This is a genomic window from Propioniciclava soli, from assembly GCF_038502305.1.
Classification (GTDB): Bacteria; Actinomycetota; Actinomycetes; order Propionibacteriales; family Propionibacteriaceae; genus Propioniciclava; species Propioniciclava soli.
In genome coordinates this window covers 1,512,962-1,528,107 of sequence record NZ_CP115965.1, presented here as the reverse complement: position 1 = coordinate 1,528,107, position 15,146 = coordinate 1,512,962, and the positions used below count along the sequence as shown (strand labels likewise).

The following is a 15,146-nucleotide window of genomic DNA, read 5'->3' as shown; positions in this document are numbered from 1 at the left end:
TCCGGTGAGCTAGACCGACGGCCCGCGGGGGGCTACGGTGCAGCGGTGGTGCCTGTGCACCCACCGCTCACCCGCAAGGAGTATCGATGGCCCCGCAATTCAACGCCCCGCCCGGCTGGCCGCAACCGCCGGCCGACTGGACGCCCGATGCGTCCTGGAAGCCGGATCCCAGTTGGCCGCCTGCTCCTCCGGGATGGGAATTCTGGGTCGAGGACGACGCGACGACCGCGACTCCCTCGCCGCTGAAGACCCGGCCTTGGAGCGCGCGGCACTGGATTCTGGCGCCCGCGCTGGCATTTCTCGCAGGCGGGTTGCTGGGCAACGTGAGTGGCCAGGGCTCGGCCGCCCAGGGGGTGGCCGCCGTTCCCTCAGCCCCTCCCGTCACGATCACTGCGCCGCCCGTCACCCGCACGGCACCGCCAGCGACCGTCACGGCGCCCCCGGTGACCCTGACCGCCCCGGCCGTCACGGTGACGACAACGGTCGAGGCGGCTCCGCCCGCACAGCCGGCGGGGTTCGCGTCCGTGCCCGCCGCCGCGGCCCAGACCGATCCCCGCTTCTCGACCTGCAAGGAGGCGCGGGCCAACGGGCACGGCCCCTACCGCAGTGGGGTCGACCCGGAGTACGACTGGTACCGGGACGGTGACGACGACGGGGTGGTCTGCGAAAGCTGAGGCCGCAGCCCGGGGGTCCGCCGCCGGGTCAGGGGCGACCGAGGTCGATGCCGACGATCGAGGCGTCCGTCGTGCCACGGAACGCGAGGGCGTAGGCGACGGCGTCCGCCGGCACCTCGTAGACGAGCTGTCCCTGCGCGGCCTCACCGGGCTGCACCTGCGCGTCGAAGATCGCGGTGCCGAGGTCGGCGGTCGCCGCCTCGTCCAGCTGGTGCCGGACGAACTCGACCTGGTCACCGGACATCTGCGGCGTGACCGCCACGAACTGGCCGGGGATGAGGGGCAGGGCCGCAGCGTCGTTGTTGGTGACCGTGACGTCGACCACGAGGCGGCGCGTGCCACCGGAGGGCTCGTCGAAGGTTGCGTTGTGCACGACGAGGTCCAACGGGCCCGAAGAGACGACGCTGCCCAGCGGGTGCAGTTCCTCACCCGCCGCGTCGCCCAGGTCGCTGCCGGGGGTGGTCGTCGCCGTCGACGTGGCCGACGGGGACGGGGTTCCCGTCCCGCTCGCCGTCGCGCTCGCCGTCGCGCTCGGGCTGGGCTCCGCGGTCGCGCTGGGCGACGTGGTCGCGGTCGCCGTGACGACGGTTGACGGCGTGGGGGTCGCCGCGGGGGTCGCGCTCTGGTTGCCGCGAAACGAGGTCAGCGCCCAGATGACGAGCCCCGCCACCAGGGCGGCCAGGAGCGCCCAGAACCACCACTGGCTGGTGATCGGCCGCGGTGTCACGGCCGTCTCAGCCATCCCGGACTCCACGCGGGTGTACTCGCTGTGCGTGGTCGGCGCGCCGAGGTGCGAGGCGTCCGGGTCGGACGCGGGGGCGTCCGCGTCGACATCGGCGTAAGCGTCCGCATAGGCGTCCCCATGCCCGGCCGGCTCAACCCGGGTGGCGTCGGGATCCGCCGGCTCCCACTCGGGATCGGACGGCGTGGTGGGATTCGTCATGGGTGGAGACTACGGCACCCGGGCGACCCCACCCCGCCCGGGGCGCGGTGCGTCACGAACCGGCGGGCCAGTTGTCGCGCACCTCGGCGCCGCCCTCGACGACCTCCTCCTGCTCCGTCGTGCGGTCGGTCCACGAGTCCTGGGGGCGGTAGCCGAGGTCGAGCATGGTGTTCGTGAGGTCCCACCGGCGGTTCGGGTTGTCCGAGATCGCGTAGTAGAGGCCGAACGTCACCTCGGCCTCGATGGCGCGGCGGATGACGTGCTCGCAGTCGTCCTCACTGAGCCACATGGCGTGCAGGATGTCCTCGTCGGCCGCCATCGGGTCGCCCGACATCCAACCGATGCGCAGGGCGATGAAGTCCAGGCCGAACTCGTCGTGGTAGAACCGGCCGAGCACCTCGCCGAACGCCTTCGACACGCCGTAGAGCGAGTCCGGTCGCGGCAGGTGGTGGGGGTAGACCGGCCACTCCTCGTGGCGGTCGTACATGCCCATGGCGTGATTGGAGGAGGCAAAGACGACCCGGCGGACGCCGGACTCGCGCGCCGCCTCCAGCACGTGGCGCAGGCCGACGATGTTGGCCGTGAGGACGGCGTCCCACTCCGAATCGGGGGAGGCCGCGCCCGCCAGGTGGACGACCGTGTCGACGCCCTCCATCATGCCGAGAACCTCGTCGTAGTCGTCGAGGTCGACCTTGTGCATGGTCTTTTCCTGGTGTTCGTTCGCCGGGTGACGACCCTGGGTCACGAGGTCGTAGTCCTCACCCAACCGCTCCTCCAGCACGAGGCCGAGATTGCCGGTCACACCCGTGATGAGCACCTTGCGCCGTGAGTTCTGCTTCGCTGCCATGCCCCCATGCTAGTCAGCGGCCGGTGAGGACGTGGGCGGCCGCAGGGAGCCGTTGAGCAGGGAGCGCAACACCGGCCCAGGTTCGATCATCACGGTGGCCGACTGCGTGGCCACCCCCTGCGCGGCGAAGGCCTGGAGCACGCGGGAGACGACCAGATTGCGGGCCTCGAGGGTCTCGAGCTGCAGCGATCCGGTCCAAAAACGCAGCTCCAGGGTGACCGCCGCCTCGTCGACCTCGGTGAGCAGCGCCTTGGGCTCGGGGTCGTTCAACACCCCCCGGATGTCGTAGAGCGCCTTCAGCGCAACCGTGCGGGCATGCTCGAAATCGGCACCCGGGTCGAGGTTGAACGTGACCGTGCTGCGCACCTGCTCATACCCGGTCTGGACGGTGACGATGTTGTCGTGCAGCACCGTGTTCGGGACGACCACGAGGCGTCCGTCGAACGTGCGCACCACGGTGGAGGTCAGGCCGATGGCGACCACCGTGCCGGAGAGGGAGTCCATCGAGATCTGGTCGTCGACGCGGAACCGGTCACGGGCCAGGATGACGAGGCCCGCGAACATGTTGCCCAGCACGGTCTGGAACGCGGTACCGGCGGCCACCGAGACGATGGTGACACCACCGAGGATGTCGACGGGGCGGACGCTCGGGAACACCACCGTCATGGCCGCGCTCAGGAACGCGAACACCACGACCCACTGGGTGACCTGAGCGAACACGGCCGCGGAGCTGGGGCCGCGGCCGCGCCACAACAGGAGCCGGCGGGCGAGCCACCGGACGGCATAGGACACGAGGAGGCCGGCGCCGAAGATCTGCAACGCCAGCAGCGCGCCCTGCCACGTGATCGACGTGGGCATCAGCGCGCCGCGCTCTCGTCCACCATGGGGGCCATTGTGCCCGACCCAGCCCGCCGGGTGCAGCGGCCCGCTCGCTAGGCTGGGATTCGTGCTCTCGCCCCGCCAGACCGAACTCGCCGATGTGGCCCTTTCGATCTTGGCGCGTGAGGGCCTGGGGGCGGTGAGTTTCCGGGCGGTGGCGTCGGCGTCCGGGTGGTCGCTCGGGGCCGTGCAGAAGGCGTTCGGCTCCAAGGACGAGCTGGTTCGGGCGATGTACATCCGGCACCGGCAGGGCGCGCCGTCGCTCGGTGTGGGTTCCGGCCCCCTGGCCGAGCGGTTGGTGGCGGTGTTCATGTCCTTGATGCCCGGCGACGCCGCGTCCCGCGCCACGACGCTCGAGGCGGCCGCGTTCACCGAACGCGCCGCCCATGACGCGCGCATCGCCGGCGCTGTCGCGGCGTCCGACGCAGGGTTGCGTGCGACCATCGCGGGCTGGGTGCGCGAGGAGCAGGCGCGTGGCCGCGTCGGCGAGGAGGTGGACGCCGATGGCGTCGCCTGGACGTTCGTGGCGCTCGCCCACGGGGCGGCAACACAGTTGCTCTACGCGCCGCGCCCGGACGCCGAGGTGCGGGCGCTGGCGTCCGCCGCGGTGTCGCGGCTGCTCGGCTGACGCGCCCCGGATCCGGGCGCCGACACTCACACTTCGGGCTCAAACTCCGGTTCAGGTCGCGGAGTTTGAGGCCCAAACCGGAGTGTGAGCGAGTCCGACCGGACGGGTGAGACAGAACTGGCGGTGGAACGTCGGACGGCCCAGGTGGTGGCCGTCGTCGCCGCGTCCGGTCTCGATCATCCCGATCTTCTCGAGGATTCGGACGGAGGCGCGGTTGGCGTCGAGGGCCTCGGCCCAGATCTCGTCCAGGCCGAGGACGTCGAACCCGTGGCGCACGCCTGCCTGCGCCGCGGCCAGGCCGAACCCCCGGCCCCACCGCTCCCGTGGCCCGATGAGGAAGCCGAGCTGGCGGCGTCCGGGGTCTGTGCCGTAGAGGTCGACGTAGCCGACCACCTGCACCTCGTGGACGACGCTGAGGCGGAGCAGTCCGGTCGGGGGGTCCGTCACCAGGCGCCGGTGGAACGCGAGAAGGCGATCCGGCGGCAACCCGACCGTCCAGTCTGCCGCGCGACAGAACGCGTCATCGGATCCCCATCCGGCGATGACGTCGGCGTCGGCGAGCGTGGACGGACGCAGCGTGACGACCGGCGGCAGGCGGTTCATGGGGTCACCGTAAACGCAGGGGTCAACGACACCGCCCCTTCCTGTCGGCTCGAACTCCACCTTGGTCGTCAAACTCCGCCACCGGAAGCGGAGTTTGAGACCGGAGTGTGCCTGTCGGGCCCCAACAGACGCAGGCGCTGGGTTGCCCGATTGGAATGACAGCGTTATCATCGCTGCAACACGAAGCATCACAACCCGGTACGAAGGAGTACCCCGTGGACACTCTTCTGCAGCTGAAGAACGTCTCCAAGACGTTCCCCGGCGTCAGAGCGCTCCAGAACGTGAACCTCGATCTGCGCGCCGGCGAGGTGCTCGGCCTGTGCGGCGAGAACGGTGCGGGCAAGTCGACCCTGATGAAGGTGTTGACCGGCATCTACACCCCCGACCCGGGGGCCGAGATCTGGCTCCAGGGCCAGCAGGTGCACGTCCGCAACATCAATCACGCCCGCGAGCTCGGGCTGAGCATCATCCACCAGGAACTGAACATGGTGCCGGACCTGACGGTCGCGCAGAACCTGTTCCTGGGCAGGCCCCAGAGCCACACCCGCGGCCTGGTGCGCGACAGCCAGCTCAATCGACGGGCCGGTGAACTCTTCGAGCGCCTCGGCATGAAGGCACTCGACCCGCGCGCGCTCATCCGCGACCTGTCGGTGGCGCGCCAGCAGATGGTCGAGATCGCCCGGGCCCTGTCCTATGACTCCAAGGTGCTGGTCATGGACGAGCCGACGGCCGCGCTGACCCTCGCCGAGAGCGACGCCCTGTTCGAGCTCATCCGCGACTTCGTGGCCCCCGACACGGGCCTCATCCACATCTCCCACCGCATGCCCGAGATCGAGGAGATCACCGACCGGGTGTCCGTGCTGCGCGACGGCCAGTACGTGGGCACGGTCGCGACGCGGGAGGTGGAGATGCGCGAGATCATCTCGATGATGGTCGGCCGCGAGGTCTCCGGGGACGCGCGTCCGGCCCCACACCGACGCTCGGACGACGTCGCCCTGGCCGTGGAGAACCTCTCCACCCGCAACTTCCTCTCCGACGTGTCCTTCGAGGTGCGCCGGGGCGAGGTGCTGGGGTTCGCCGGGCTGATGGGGGCCGGTCGCACCGAGGTCGCTCGCTGCATCTTCGGGGCCGATCCGCGCCAGTCCGGCACCATAGCGGTGAACGGTCACCCGGTGCGCATCCGGTCGGCGGCGGACGCCGTCGCGCGGGCATCGGGTACCTGTCGGAGGACCGCAAGCGCTACGGGCTCGTGCTCGAACAAGACGTCAAGGCCAACACCGCCCTGGCCGCCATGGGTGACTTCAGCACGGCCGGCTACACCCGTGACGCCAAGATCCGCGCCACGGGTGAGGAGTACGCCCGACGGCTCCGCGTGAAGACGCCGAGCGTCAACCAGCTGGTGCGCAACCTGTCCGGCGGCAACCAGCAGAAGGTCGTCATCGCCAAGTGGCTCGTGCGCGACTGCGACGTCCTGATCTTCGACGAGCCGACCCGCGGCATCGACGTGGGCGCCAAGGAGGAGATCTACGAACTCATCGAGTCACTCTCGGCCCAGGGCAAGGCCGTGATCGTCATCTCCTCGGAACTGCCCGAGGTTCTCCGCGTCTCCCACCGCATCGCGGTCATGGCCCACGGCCGCATCACCGGCTTCCTCGACAACGCCGAAGCCGACCAGGAATCCATCATGCAGCTCGCCACGGTGGGCAAGGCCCAGTTGAAAGGACACGTCTCGTGAGCACCGCCGCCACCGCCCCGACCACCCCACCCGTCCCCGTCACCCCCGAGGGCACGGACGAGCGCCGCTCCCCCGTGCGGGACGCCCTTCGTGCCTCGTTGCAGCAACTCTTCGTGTTCGCCGCCCTGATTGTCGTCTTCGTCTTCTTCATGGCGTTCGCGAACAACTTCGACCCCGTCGTCGTCATCCCCAACATCCTGCTCCAGGCGGCCGCCATCGGCACGATGGCCCTGGGTGCGACATTCATCATTGCGACCGGCGGCATCGACCTGTCCGTCGGCACCGGCATGACGTTCTGCGCCGTCATGGCGGGCGTGTTCATGTCGAGCGCGTTCATGAACCTGCCGCTGGGCGTCGGCCTGCTCCTCACCCTCGGCGTCGGCGTGGCGATCGGGCTGGTCAACGGCATCCTGATCGCCTTCCTCGACATCCCGCCGTTCATCGCCACGCTCGCGATGATGATGGTCACCCGCGGGCTGTCGCTCATCATCTCCGGCTCCTCGTCGATCCGGATCGAGAACCCCGACTACGCCTGGATCTCCAACGGCCGCCTGCTGCCGTTCCTGTCCAACGCAGCGCTCATCTTCATCCTGCTCGGCGTGGTCGCCGCCGTCCTGCTCGGCAAGACGCTGCTGGGGCGCTACGCCCTCGCGATCGGCTCCAACGAGGAGGCGACGCGGCTCTCGGGCATCAACGTGCGGCTCTGGAAGACCCTGGTGTACGTGACGGCCGGCGTCTTCACCGCCCTCGGCGCCATCCTCTACTCCGGACGCTTCGGCTTCGTCCAGCCGGCCGAGGGCTTGGGCATGGAGCTCCAGGTCATCGCCGCCGTGGTCATCGGTGGCACCTCGCTGGCCGGCGGACGCGCCAACATCGTCGGCACCATGATGGGCGCGCTGCTCATGATGACCCTCAGCGTCGGGCTGCAGATGATGGGCGTCGCCCAGCAGTGGCAGCTCGTCGTGACCGGCGTCGTCGTCCTCATGGCCGTCTACGCCGACATCCTGCGACGCAAGCGAGCCGCCTCCCTCTGATCCACCACCCCACCACCGGGAGGCCCGTCCTCCCCCCACGAAAGGAAACCGCCATGCGCACTCTGCGCTCCGCACTGGCCGTGTCGTCCGTGCTCCTGTTGGGGCTCACGGCCTGCTCGACCTCCGGCTCCGGAACCACCTCGCCGGCCACCGGCACGACGCCTGCGGCGCCGGCCACGACGTCCACCACCGCTGCGCCGTCGGGCGATCTGGCGGCCGACCCCACCCTGCCGAAGGGCGACGGCACCCAGACCGTCTACCTGGTCTCCAAGGGCTTCCAGCACCGCTTCTGGCAGGCGGTCCGCGAGGGGGCCGAGCAGGCGGGTGAGGACTACGGCTACCGCGTCGAGTTCGTCGGCCCGGAGAACGAGCAGGCCATCACCCAGCAGCTCGACCAGCTGCGGACGGCGCTGCAGCAGCAGCCGGCCGCCATCGGCTTCGCGGCGCTCGACTCGGGGGCGGCTGGCCCCGTTCTCGAGGAGATCCAGGCCGCGGACATCCCCGTCATCGCGTTCGACTCCGGGGTGGAATCCGACATCCCGCTCACGACCGTCTCCACCGACAACCGGGCCGCCGCAGCGGCTGCGGCCGAGCACATGGTGGAGTTGGTGGGCGGCACGGGCACCGTCGGCCTGGTCTGCCACGACCAGACCTCCGCCACCGGCCAGCAGCGCTGCGAGGGCTTCCAGGAGTACATGGCCGAGAACGCCCCCGAGATCACCTTGTTGGATCCGCAGTACGCCGGTGAGGTCGGGCTCGCCGCCAACACCGCCCGCGCCCTGATCCAGGCCAACCCCGGCATGGTCGGCATCTACGGCTCCAACGAGGCGTCGGCCATCGGCGCGCTGCAGGGCACGGTCGAGTCCGGCCAGGATCTCACGGTGGTCGGGTTCGACTCCGGCCAAGCCCAGCTGGACGCCATCCGCAGCGGCCAGGAGGCCGGTGCCGTCACCCAGTCCCCGGTGCGCATGGGCTACCTGACGGTGGAGGCCGCCGTCCGCGCGATCAACGACCTCCCGCTCGACGAGGTCATCGACTCCGGCTACGCCTGGTATGACGCCACCAACATCGACGACCCGCAGATCGCCGCCAACCTCTACGAGTGACCCCCGGTGCGGGTGGGCCCACGGGTCCACCCGCCCCCCCCCACCGACCCAAGGAAGTGTCCCCCTCGTGACCCCGCAACCCCCGTCCCCGCAGCCCCCGTTCCCACACCCCAAGATCGGCATCCGCCCCATCATCGACGGCCGGCGCCGCGGCGTCCGCGAGAGCCTCGAGGACCAGACGATGGCGATGGCCGAGCGGGTCGCGGCGCTCTACTCGGCCGAACTGCGCCACCCCGACGGCACCCCCATCGAGTGCGTGATCGCCGACTCCACGATCGGCCGCGTTCCCGAGGCCCAGGCGGCGGCCGAGAAGTTCCGCCGCGAGGGCGTCGGGCTCACCCTCTCGGTGACACCGTGTTGGTGCTACGGCACCGAGACCATCGACATGGATCGCACCATGCCGCACGCGATCTGGGGCTTCAACGGCTCCGAGCGCCCCGGTGCGGTCTACCTCGCGGCCGCGCTCGCCGGCCACGCGCAGCTGGGCATTCCCGCGTTCGGGATCTACGGCGAACACGTCCAGGACGCCGACGACGAGACCATCCCGGACGCCGTGCGCACCCAACTCCTCGACTACGCCCGCGCCGGCCTGGCCGTCGCGACCATGAAGGGGCGCAGCTACCTCGCGATGGGCGGCGTGTCCATGGGTATTGCCGGGTCGGTCGTCAAGGACGAGTTCTGGTCGAAGTACCTCGGCATGCGCAACGAGTACATCGACATGAGCGAGTTCGACCGGCGGGTGCGCGAAGGCATCTACGACCCCGACGAGTACGAGAAGGCGCGCTCGTGGATCCGGGAGAACCTGACCCAAGGCGAGGACTTCAACCCGGCCGAGGACCAGATGACCGCCCAGCACGACGACTGGTGGGACTACTGCACGAAGATGACGCTCATCGGGCGGGACCTCATGGTGGGCAACCCGCGGCTCGCCGAGCTCGGCTTCGGCGAGGAGGCGCTGGGCCACGGGGCGCTGGCGTCCGGTTTCCAGGGCCAGCGGCAGTGGACCGACGGCATGCCCAACGGCGACGTGATGGAGACCGTGCTCAACACCCAGTTCGACTGGAACGGGCCGCGTCCGCCCCACATCATGGCAACGGAGAACGACGCCCTGAACGGCGCGTCCATGCTGTTCAACCACCTGCTGACGAACAAGGCGCAGCTCTTCTCCGACGTGCGCACCTACTGGAGCCCCGAGGCGGTCGAACGCGTCACCGGGCACCGGCTGGAGGGTCGGGCGTCCGGCGGCATCATCGACCTGCGCAATTCCGGCTCCACCACGCTGGACGGCACGTTCGCCGCCACGGTGGACGGCGAGCCGGGCATCAAGCACTGGTGGGATCTCACCGAGGACGACCAGGCGGCCATGCTGGGGGCCACCACGTTCCACCCGGCCAACGTGGGCTACTTCCGCGGCGGCGGCTTCTCGACGCACTTCCGCTCCGCGGGTGAGGTACCGGTCACGATGTGCCGGGTCAACCTGGTGGACGGGCTCGGCCCGGTCATGCAGATCGCCGAGGGCTGGACCGTGGAGCTGCCCGACGAGGTGGCCACCACCATCGAGGCGCGCACCGACCGGGCGTGGCCGACGACCTGGTTCGTGCCGAACCTCACCGGCGAGGGCGCCCTCACCAGCGTCTACGACGTCATGAACGCCTGGGGTGCCAACCACGGCGCGATCAGCCACGGCCACATCGGTGCGCAGCTCATCACGCTGTGCGCGATGCTGCGCATCCCGGTGAACATGCATAACGTGGCGCCCGACCAGGTGTTCCGGCCCAAGGCGTGGCTGTCGTTCGGCACGCAGGACGCCGAGGGAGCCGACTTCCGGGCCTGCGCCACCTTCGGCCCGCTGTACGGCTGATCGAGGGGAGCTGAACCATGGCACCCACCGCCCTCGCCGTCGATCTGGGATCCTCGAGCGGCCGCGTCGTGGCCGGGTCCTTCGACGGCGAGGCGGTGCGCCAGACCGAGGTGTACCGCTTCGCCCACGAGGCCCAGCGCGTCGACGGGCACCTGTGTTGGGATGTCGACGGCATCCTTGGCCACATCGCCACCGGCCTGCGGGCCGGGGTGGAGCGGTTTCCGGACGCCGCCACCGTCTCGATCGACACCTGGGGGGTGGACTTCGCGGCCCTGGACGCCGCGGGTGAGCGCGTCACGTTGGTGCGCGCCTACCGCGACGAGCGCACCGAGCGGACGCTGCCCGCCTTCCGCGAGCGGCTGGACGACGCCGCCGTCTGGGCGGCCACCGGGACGGCGCCCGCGCTGATCAACACCGCGAACCAGCTCTTCGCGTTCTGCACCGAGGAGCCGGACGCCGCCGCGCGCGTCGAGCGCGTGCTCCTGCTGCCGGACTACTTTGTCCGGGAGCTGACGGGCGAGCTGGGGTGGTCGCGGTCCATCGCCTCGACCACCGCCCTCACCCGGCCGGGCGCGGGGACGTTCTCCGACGAGGTGTTCGCCGCGTTGGGCCTCCCCCGCTCCTGGTTCGGTGGGGTGACGCCGGAGCACACCGTCGTCGGCCCCTGCCTCCTGCCCGGGTTGGAGCGGCTGACCGTCGTGCGCGGCGGGGCCCACGACAGCGCGTGCGCCGTCCAGGCGTTGCCGCGCGCGGTGAGCTCGACCACGGCCTTCCTCAGTTGTGGCTCGTGGTCGGTGCTCGGCGTGCTGCACGACGCACCCCTGCTGTCGGACGCCGCCCGCGCCCTGGGCCTGACCAACGAGGCCTGCGCGGGCGGCGGGCTGCGCCCCCTGTTCAACATCACGGGCCTGTGGATGCTGCAGGAGTGCCAGCGCGAGTGGCGCCGGGCCGGCGCCTGCCACGACATCGCGGAGCTGGTGACGCGGGCCAGCGCGACGCCGAGCGCCGGCGTCCTCATCGACCCCGACGACGCCGGCTTCGCCCGGCCCGGGGGCATGGCGGAGCGCATCGGCGCGGCCGTGGCGGCCGGCGGTGGGCCGCCGCTGGACGAGGGGGGCACCGTGCGGGTCGTCCTCGAGTCGCTGGCGGCCGGGTACGCGCGCGGCGTCCGCGACCTGGCCGACCTCACCGGCCGACCGCCCGATCAGGTGAACGTCGTCGGCGGCGGCTCCCGCAACGGTCTGCTGTGCCAGCTGACCGCCGACGCCGTGGGCGTCCCCGTGGTCGCCGGGCCGGCCGAGGCGTCTGCGCTCGGTTCGCTGCTCGCGCAGCTGGAGCTGACGGGTGCGTTCGGGCCGGACGAGCGCGCCGGGGTGATCACGGCGTCCACCGCGACGCGCACCTTCGACCCGGCCGCGCGTGGGATTGAATGAGGGCATGAACAACAGGGGGAAGCGGATCAACCTGCGCGACATCGCTGCCGACGCGGGGGTGTCGGTCGTGACGGCCTCCCGGGTCGTGCGTGGGCTGGATCTGGTGGCGGAACCCACGCGGGAGCGCGTGCTGGAGGCCGTGCGTCGGCTGAACTACCAACCGAACCTGGCCGCGCGGTCCCTGTCGGCCCACCGCACCGGGTCGGTGCACGTCATCAACGCCGTCCAGATGTTCCACGGGCAGGTGGCCGCGTTCGTGGCGATCTGCGAGGAATTGGCCGCGCTGGGGTTGCACACGTCCACGTCCGTCCTGCCGCCCGGGACGCAGGAGGCGGACATCCGTGAGCTGGTGCCGATGGGGGCGGACGGCATCATCATCCTCGGCGGCCGCACCGAGCCGAGCCCGTGGGTCGACCAAATCGCCGCGTTGATGCCGACGGTCGTCATGGGACGCGTGCACCGGCTGCCGGCGACGGCGGTCGGCGTCGCGGTGGACCATGAAGCCGGGGCGCGCGCGGGGGTGACCCACCTCCTCGACGTCGGGTGCCGGCGCGTCGCGCACGTGTCGGGGCCGCCGGACTGGATGGACGCCCACCTCCGCCTGGCGGGCTACCGGGCGGTGTGCGCGGAGGCAGGGATGCCCGAGCTGGTACTGCCCGCGGACTCCTGGGACGCCGCCGCGGCCGTGCCGCTCGTCAGCGCGCTGCCAAACGACATCGACGGCGTGTTCGCCGCCAACGACCAACTGGCGCTCGGCACGCTCCACGCGCTGTGGCGGGCCGGCCGCTCCGTCCCCGGCGACGTCCGCGTCGTGGGCTATGACGACATTCCTGGGGCCGACTCGTTCCATCCGCCGCTGACCACGCTGCGCCAGGACTTCCACGGCGTGGGACGCCAGGCTGTCGCGTCGCTGAACCTCCTGATGAATGGTCAGGCGGCCACGTCGTCCGTCATCCAACCCACCCTGATCGTCCGCGCGTCCACCTGAGAGGAAACCATGCTGTACGGACCCCTGATCCATCCCGAACTGCTCTCCGCGCTCGGCCGCTCCGGCCACGGCGGCAAGCTCCTGATCACCGATGGGAACTACCCCGTGACGAGCGGGGCGCCGGCGTCCGCCGATCGGGTGTACCTGAACCTCGCGCCCGGGCTGCTGACCGTGAGCCAGATCCTCGACGTGGTGCGGCAGGCGATTCCGATCGAGCGGGCGGGGTTGATGGTTCCGGCCGACGACGCGACCGGTGCGGAGCGTCCCGATTCCATCCCGGCCCACGACGAGTACCGGGCGGCGTTGCCGGGCGTCGCGTTCGACGAGATCACGCGCTGGGACTTCTACGAGGCCGCCCGGGCGAGCGACGTGACGGTCGTGATCGTCTCGGCCGACCAGCGCCTGTACGCCAACCTGCTGCTGACCGTGGGTGTGCGCGCAGGCTCCTGACGTCTGGCGAGCGTCGGCTGGCCCGCCCGTCCGGGCGCCGACACGCACACTTCGGGCTCAAACTCCGGTTCCGGTAGCGGAGTTTGAGGCCCAAACCGGAGTGTGAGCGAACCCAACCGGACGGGCGAGCCGAAATCGGCGGTGGAACGTCGGTCGCCCCAGGCGGTGGCCGTCGGCACCGCGTCCCGTCTCGATCATGCCGATCGTCTCGAGGATCCGGACGGAAGCGTGGTTGACGACTTGGGTCTCGACCCCGATCTCCTGGAGCTGAAAGACCTCGGATCCGTGGCGGACGCCGGCGCGCGGTGAGGCCAGTCCGTGCCCCGGCCCACCGCGGCCTGGGGCCGATCTGGAAGCCAAGCTCGCGGCGTCCGGTCTCAGCGCCGTGCAGGTCGACATGGCCGTCCACAGGGGACCCGTGCACGACGCTCAGGCGGAGCAGCGTGTCGGCCGCGCGGCAGACGTCGTCGCCGCCGCTCACACTCCGGTTTGGTCCTCAAACTCCGCCACCGGAACCGGCGTTTGAGTCTCAAACGTGAGTGTCGGCGCCTCTTGGGGGGACGGGTGGAGTGCCAGAATCGGGTGAGCAGTGGAGGAGGTCCGGTGGCGAGCAGGAGAGACAAGCAGGCGGCCGTGTCGGCGCGCCAGCGCATCGCGGAGCAGCAGCGCGCCGAGCAGGTGCGCCGGAAGCGCACCAGGATGATCATGGTGGGCGTGGCGGTCGTCGTCGCGCTCGCGATGATCATCGGAGCCATGCTCCTCGCCAACGCCGCACGTCAGCGCGAAGCGGCCGGTGAGGGGTCGGACGCCTATGTGTCCGGCCTGTCGCAGGTCTCGGCCCCCCAGTTGGACGCCGTGGGCGTGGGCGCGGCGCGCGATGCCGCCACCCCCGTCGAGGGCGGCGAACCAGTCATGGTCGACGGGAAGCCCCGTGTGCTGTACGTGGGCACGGAGTATTGCCCCTACTGCGGCATGGAACGCTGGGCGCTCACCATCGCGCTGTCGCGGTTCGGCACGTTCGATGGCTTGGAGGCGTCCCGAACCCCCGCCAATGAGTCGAGCATCCCCACCGTCAGTTACGAACACGCCACCTTTGCGAGCGATCTCATCGTCTTCGACGGATTCGAGACCGCCGACGCCGAGGGCCGACCACTCCAGACACTGTCGGCCGACGACGACGCCACGCTTCGGCAGTTCAATCCCGGTGGCAGCGTTCCCTGGACGTACTGGGGCACCTCCCATCAGCTCGGGGCGTCCTACGACGGCGGCTTCCTCGCCGACGCGAACCCCGACGAGGTGCTGGCCCGCCTCGGCGACGCCAACAGCTCCGAGGCGCAGGGCATCCTCGGGGCGGCCAACGTGCACACCGCCCGCATCTGCGCGCTCACCGGCAACCAGCCGGGCGAGGTGTGCGACGCCCCCGGCGTCCGGGCCGCCGCCGAATTCGTCGGCTGATGCCCACGTGGCTCAGCCGGGGGCTGTGGACTGTCGGGCTGCTCGTTTCCGCGTATTTGACCGTCCAGCACTTCACGGGCAACGCCACCCTGGCGTGCACGAACGCGGGCATCGTGAATTGCGAGTCGGTCACGACCAGCCGGTGGGCGTACGTGTTCGGCGTCCCCGTGGCCTTGCTCGGGCTGCTCTGGTTCGTGGCGGGCACCGTGTTCGCCTGGGTGCTGGAGCCCCGGCTCCCCCAGCAGCGGGCGCGCCTGCTGGGTGCGGGCTACACCGGCCTCGGCGTCCTGTTCGTGCTCTACCTCGTCTACGGCGAGATCAGCCTTGGCCAGATCTGCTCCTGGTGCACGGTGGTCCACGTCGTGACGGTGGCGCTGTTCTGCGGGTACCTGGGCACCTGGTACGCGAACCACGCCTGAGGGCGGCAAGGACGCCGGCGGCCTGGGGCGTTGCGTCACGGCTTCCGGCGGACGGGCTCAAACTCCGGTTCTGTCGTCAAACTCCGCCACC

General features: G+C 70.7%; 16 protein-coding genes and 1 pseudogene. 13 read left to right on the top strand and 4 right to left on the bottom strand.

The window, feature by feature from the left end:
- Positions 1-86: 86 nt before the first annotated feature.
- The gene (locus PCC79_RS06965) at positions 87-674 is read left to right on the top strand and encodes an excalibur calcium-binding domain-containing protein (RefSeq protein WP_232548156.1); all 588 of its coding nucleotides are present in this window, start codon (positions 87-89) and stop codon (positions 672-674) included.
- A gap of 28 nt (positions 675-702) precedes the next feature.
- Here the strand turns inward: PCC79_RS06965 and PCC79_RS06960 are convergent, their stop codons facing one another.
- The 3 genes from PCC79_RS06960 to PCC79_RS06950 are packed head-to-tail and all read right to left on the bottom strand — an operon-like array spanning position 703 to position 3,322.
- Complete coding sequence (locus PCC79_RS06960) at positions 703-1,617, bottom strand: DUF4352 domain-containing protein (RefSeq protein WP_232548157.1); 915 nt, start codon at positions 1,615-1,617, stop codon at positions 703-705.
- A gap of 52 nt (positions 1,618-1,669) precedes the next feature.
- Positions 1,670-2,464, bottom strand: coding sequence for an NAD-dependent epimerase/dehydratase family protein (locus tag PCC79_RS06955; RefSeq protein ID WP_232548158.1), 795 nt, complete (start codon positions 2,462-2,464; stop codon positions 1,670-1,672).
- Positions 2,465-2,473: 9 nt separating this feature from the next.
- A complete protein-coding gene (locus PCC79_RS06950; protein WP_342373392.1) occupies positions 2,474-3,322 on the bottom strand; it encodes a mechanosensitive ion channel family protein in 849 nt (282 codons plus the stop codon).
- An 88-nt stretch (positions 3,323-3,410) separates the two neighbouring features.
- On the opposite strand from PCC79_RS06950, the gene PCC79_RS06945 reads away from it, so the two are divergent.
- Complete coding sequence (locus PCC79_RS06945; RefSeq protein ID WP_232548160.1) at positions 3,411-3,971, top strand: TetR/AcrR family transcriptional regulator; 561 nt, start codon at positions 3,411-3,413, stop codon at positions 3,969-3,971.
- 51 nt (positions 3,972-4,022) lie between these two features.
- On the opposite strand, the gene PCC79_RS06940 is transcribed toward PCC79_RS06945, so the two are convergent.
- Entirely contained in the window at positions 4,023-4,574 is a 552-nt protein-coding gene (locus PCC79_RS06940) for a GNAT family N-acetyltransferase (RefSeq protein ID WP_232548161.1), read from the bottom strand.
- Between the two features lie 155 nt (positions 4,575-4,729).
- Here PCC79_RS06940 and PCC79_RS06935 point away from each other — a divergent pair.
- The 11 genes and pseudogenes from PCC79_RS06935 to PCC79_RS06885 all read left to right on the top strand — a co-directional run.
- Positions 4,730-5,698 (top strand): annotated as a pseudogene (locus PCC79_RS06935) (sugar ABC transporter ATP-binding protein); the annotation flags it as partial.
- A gap of 125 nt (positions 5,699-5,823) precedes the next feature.
- Positions 5,824-6,309, top strand: a complete 486-nt coding sequence (locus PCC79_RS06930) for an ATP-binding cassette domain-containing protein (protein WP_342373391.1) — start codon at positions 5,824-5,826, stop codon at positions 6,307-6,309.
- Entirely contained in the window at positions 6,306-7,343 is a 1,038-nt protein-coding gene (locus PCC79_RS06925; RefSeq protein WP_342373390.1) for an ABC transporter permease, read from the top strand. The genes PCC79_RS06930 and PCC79_RS06925 overlap by 4 nt, the downstream gene beginning before the upstream one ends.
- A 53-nt stretch (positions 7,344-7,396) precedes the next feature.
- Positions 7,397-8,449: an ABC transporter substrate-binding protein gene (locus PCC79_RS06920; RefSeq protein WP_342373389.1), complete on the top strand. Its 1,053-nt coding sequence runs from the start codon at positions 7,397-7,399 to the stop codon at positions 8,447-8,449.
- A complete protein-coding gene (locus PCC79_RS06915; RefSeq protein WP_425325656.1) occupies positions 8,397-10,310 on the top strand; it encodes an L-fucose isomerase in 1,914 nt (637 codons plus the stop codon). The genes PCC79_RS06920 and PCC79_RS06915 overlap by 53 nt, the downstream gene beginning before the upstream one ends.
- Before the next feature lie 17 nt (positions 10,311-10,327).
- Positions 10,328-11,743: a rhamnulokinase gene (locus tag PCC79_RS06910; RefSeq protein ID WP_342373387.1), complete on the top strand. Its 1,416-nt coding sequence runs from the start codon at positions 10,328-10,330 to the stop codon at positions 11,741-11,743.
- Positions 11,744-11,747: 4 nt separating this feature from the next.
- Positions 11,748-12,731 carry a LacI family DNA-binding transcriptional regulator gene (locus PCC79_RS06905; protein WP_232548168.1) on the top strand — a complete coding sequence of 328 codons (984 nt, stop codon included), beginning with the start codon at positions 11,748-11,750 and terminating at the stop codon, positions 12,729-12,731.
- 9 nt (positions 12,732-12,740) lie between these two features.
- A complete protein-coding gene (locus PCC79_RS06900; RefSeq protein WP_232548169.1) occupies positions 12,741-13,181 on the top strand; it encodes an RbsD/FucU family protein in 441 nt (146 codons plus the stop codon).
- A gap of 102 nt (positions 13,182-13,283) precedes the next feature.
- Positions 13,284-13,490 carry a hypothetical protein gene (locus PCC79_RS06895; protein WP_342373386.1) on the top strand — a complete coding sequence of 69 codons (207 nt, stop codon included), beginning with the start codon at positions 13,284-13,286 and terminating at the stop codon, positions 13,488-13,490.
- 294 nt (positions 13,491-13,784) lie between these two features.
- Positions 13,785-14,636 carry a DUF929 family protein gene (locus PCC79_RS06890; RefSeq protein ID WP_342373385.1) on the top strand — a complete coding sequence of 284 codons (852 nt, stop codon included), beginning with the start codon at positions 13,785-13,787 and terminating at the stop codon, positions 14,634-14,636.
- Entirely contained in the window at positions 14,636-15,055 is a 420-nt protein-coding gene (locus tag PCC79_RS06885) for a vitamin K epoxide reductase family protein (RefSeq protein WP_342373384.1), read from the top strand. The genes PCC79_RS06890 and PCC79_RS06885 overlap by 1 nt, the downstream gene beginning before the upstream one ends.
- Positions 15,056-15,146: the final 91 nt, after the last annotated feature.